The organism is Rhodococcus sp. MT28 (genome assembly GCF_058792695.1).
Map to the genome: position 1 here is coordinate 1 of NZ_JBXAFD010000051.1, position 3,534 is coordinate 3,534.

General features: G+C 58.4%; 4 protein-coding genes. 1 reads left to right on the forward strand and 3 read right to left on the reverse strand.

Translation table 11 applies throughout. The annotated features are described in order from the left end of the window. Window positions 1-169 precede the first annotated feature (169 nt). Entirely contained in the window at window positions 170-766 is a 597-nt protein-coding gene (locus AC1Q6C_RS33465) for a recombinase family protein (RefSeq protein ID WP_075835989.1), read from the forward strand. 127 nt (window positions 767-893) lie between these two features. Here AC1Q6C_RS33465 and AC1Q6C_RS33470 read toward each other — a convergent pair whose 3' ends face one another. The 3 genes from AC1Q6C_RS33470 to AC1Q6C_RS33480 all read right to left on the reverse strand — a co-directional run bounded on the left by AC1Q6C_RS33470 (window position 894) and on the right by AC1Q6C_RS33480 (window position 2,975). After that, the gene (locus AC1Q6C_RS33470) at window positions 894-1,682 is read right to left on the reverse strand and encodes a hypothetical protein (protein ID WP_143542592.1); all 789 of its coding nucleotides are present in this window, start codon (window positions 1,680-1,682) and stop codon (window positions 894-896) included. Between the two features lie 47 nt (window positions 1,683-1,729). Next, window positions 1,730-2,185, reverse strand: a complete 456-nt coding sequence (locus tag AC1Q6C_RS33475; protein WP_143542591.1) for a hypothetical protein — start codon at window positions 2,183-2,185, stop codon at window positions 1,730-1,732. Between the two features lie 61 nt (window positions 2,186-2,246). Beyond that, window positions 2,247-2,975: a CPBP family intramembrane glutamic endopeptidase gene (locus AC1Q6C_RS33480; RefSeq protein ID WP_190287656.1), complete on the reverse strand. Its 729-nt coding sequence runs from the start codon at window positions 2,973-2,975 to the stop codon at window positions 2,247-2,249. Window positions 2,976-3,534: the final 559 nt, after the last annotated feature.

The window sequence follows — 3,534 nt, forward strand, 5'->3', positions numbered from 1 at the left end:
CGCCAGCATCCTCGTCATCGGCAATTAGCGACACAAAGCGATCACAGAACACCGCCAAAGAGCGGCAAACTCCACAGATTTAGATGTCCGTTGGATTCGTCCGGTATGGCATAGTTTCCAGCGGACAGTTTGTCTGCTGGACGTCTGAACGGCGAAGATCGGGAGCGGAATGAAGATCGGCTACGCACGTGTGAGTACGGCAGCACAGGATTCGTCGATTCAGGTCGACCTTCTCGTCAAAGAAGGCATCGCACGCAATCGGGTGTATGTCGATCACGGAATCAGCGGCCGGCAGACTCGGCGGCCCGGACTCGACAATGCAATCAACGCCGCCCGTGAAGGCGACATCTTCTGCGTCACCAAACTCGATCGACTCTCTCGGTCCGCGGGCGATCTCCACGAAACAGTGGGGAGGCTGGCGGACAAGGGTGTGGCGTTGTCGATCGACGGGAAGATCTACGACCCGACCGATCCGATGGGAAAAATGTTCATCGGCGTCCTCGGCCTGATGGCCGAATTCGAATCAGACCTCATCCGGAGCAGGACCAGGGACGCCGTAGCGGCGGCAGCTGCGGCCGGCAAGATGAAAGGCCGTCAGCACAAGCTCACCCCGGAGGAGCGCGCATACCTATTGCAGACGTACGAGACCGGGCAGTTCAAGATCGAAACATTGTGCAGGAACACGGGTTTGAAGCGATCGGCACTGTACGCCAATATCGAATTGGCCCGCACGGAACGGGATGCGGGAATGTTACCCGTCAGCTGAGCAGCGCCGACGGAGCAAAGACTCCGGGGCTACGCGCGCCAAAAACGAGGGGGTCTCAGGTCCACGGGCTTCTCCGGTTTACCGAAAGTAGACCTGCGGTGGAGCGCCCATATGAGACTTGCCGAGGTCAGGTTGCTTGGCGCGATGATGCGGTAAGTGGCGTGAATTGCCGCGTGGAGGCGGGCGAACGACTCGTGCGCTGGGTGACGCGGGGGTTCCCAGCCGTAACCGAACTGCTCGACTCCCCCGGCAACCCGATCTCCTGCATGGTCATAGGTGATCGTGTTCCGTCCACGGAGATCCGGTCGACTCGAAAGGCGCCGCGATGATCCCAGTCCTCCGGGCGATCGCCCCGATCGTTGAGCCTGGCACCTTTGATCGAATCCAGGGAATAGACGATGATCTGCTCACCGGTGCGATGATTCACGAATTGTGCACCGCTTGCGTTGAGGTGCGCGGTGAAGGGGTGGGGTATCTGATGCAAGCGAACGATATGCGCGCTCCCGGCCACTTCGTAATCTTCTGACCACTCCGAGGTGTAGACCGTAGCCGGCGTCCAGATGAGGTGGATCGCTTCGCTTATTTCCCTGAGCCGCTCCAACTTACGCTTTTCCGCCGGATCGTTGCGATCAACGGTCCACGGCTCGAACTTTTGACGCGTAAGTCGCCTCTTGATTCGCGCGACCAGTTGCACTCTGTTGCGCTGCAACGATTCCTGAAGTGACTCACTCCATGTCACACCGGCTTTTTGGCGTGCTGATGTGAGGGTTTCGCCGTGACTGACCAAGGTCGCCACAGCCATTTCCCTGATGGCGCGTTCGACCGCGACAGCCTGCTCGGTCTTCGCGCGAGCTTCAGCGACGGCATCGCGCATTGTGGTGACGAGTATGTGTGAATCGACATTCTCAGGGTTCACGGTTCCTCCACGGCGGCACATGCTGTTCGGGTGCGACTACGGACGCTTTACTCAGTGCTCTGAGGAAGCGGAGTCAGCTTCGCCATGAGCTGTGAAGGTCGACCCCAGACGAATTTGTTGAATCCTGTTGTTTTGGCGAGCTTGTCCGGAGTCAACCGCTCATACTCCTCGATCGTATGGGTGCTCAAGACATTGCTTAACTTGTCGCTCCGAACGGGCGGGTTGGCATTGAGCCACGCATAGACGACAGGCTTGTTGTCCTGGTCGTAATTTCTTTCCCAGCCGATGATTTCGATCCAAGTGTTGCGTGCATTCTTGATTTCTCTCAGCTTTGCATACCAGTGCTCTACGGGTTCGATACTGGGAATAGAGGGCATCGTCATCATCCTTGCCTGAGCGGTACTTGAGTTGGTGTCGCTGTGATGTCCCCGATGGTACTGAGAACCAATATTTTTCGCCTCACCACTTTGAGACGCGCTCCAGCGTCCAGTGACCGTTGCCAATCCTGCGGACAGTGCGCGTAGTCGATCCTGACGCTGTCCACTCGTCCTTCGTGCCTTCCGACTACAACTGAAGTATCGCGGTAACGCAGAGGTCCCACGTGATGTGTGCGGCAATGATCGGCAGGATGCGCCGGGTGCGCAGAAAGACGATCATCACGATCGCACCCCAGGTGAACGCCCAGACCAATGCGCCTGGGCCGTAGTAGATGTGGGGCACAGCTCGGGCAATTCCTGACCCGATGACAAGCGCTGCGATCGGCCATTTGTTTCCGGCTGGCCGGTCGATCTGTGTTCGGTAGAGAACGAGCGTAGCCGGAATCGCGATCATGCCGATTTCTTCGAAGATCCCGGCGCGGATGCACTGGATGACAGCGACGAAAAGATTTCCGGAGCCGATGTTTTGATCGGCATCCATACCGCCGACAATCAAACTGATCGATGCCGCCGCTCCGACAGCAACGAAGAATCCGACGAATGCGGATCTCGTTGTTCTCCTCCGACTCTTGACCAGTTCTGTGCGCTCCCACCTGCCGTGCAACCACCGCTGATAAGGGATTCCGAGTTGCGTCCACGTGAGGTTGCGCCAGTTCTTGACGACGACCAGGATCGCCACGGCCAGAACCGCACTGACGATCAGGCGCGTAACAGACAGCACTGCGGCCCAGGTCGTGGAGGTGTCGTCCGGGCTGACCCTCGATTCGATGAGTTGACCGATCGCACCCACTGTCGCATTCGCGTACAGCACCGTCCAGATCACGGCAATGACTGCGATCGTCGCCTGCCAGCTCAATTCTGTGCGGGGTCTCGGAACCGGGTGTGTAGCACGTCGAATGGTCGGCGTTCCGCCGACAGCTATGATTCGCGACCGGCGCTCCCACATGGGTGCGGATGAACGAATCCATTGCACCACAGCATCTTTACCGACGAGGCTCGCGACGTTGCGGTCTCTGATGCGGTCATCGACCCAGGCCGCGAGAACATATAAGAACACAGCAGCGCATATCAGTGGAATGACGAGTGGATGAATCGAAAGAAGCTCTGAGCTCGACGCTACTGACTCTGTGGGCCGATATGATAGCAGGAGCCCGATCGCTGCCGCAGCACACACGACTGAGGGGACAAGGCCAACGAGAAATGGCCAGCTACGGTGGGTCAACGACAACAAGGCTCGGGCGAGCATCACTTGGGAGTGTTCGTTTCCGTATTTGTCGGCGCTTGCTATCCGCCCAGGGTCGATCTTGATGCTCTGGCTCCGGCGCAGCGCCCATACCGGTTGCCCTAATCGGTAGTTGGGATAGGAGCTGACCCCGTATAGGGACAGTTTGTGTTCTGGTGCTGCTGTCGGGGCG

What these genes read in the sequence shown, in the direction of transcription:
- AC1Q6C_RS33465 (WP_075835989.1), top strand. Translation starts at nt 170, where the DNA reads ATGAAGATCGGCTACGCACGTGTGAGTACGGCAGCACAGGATTCGTCG.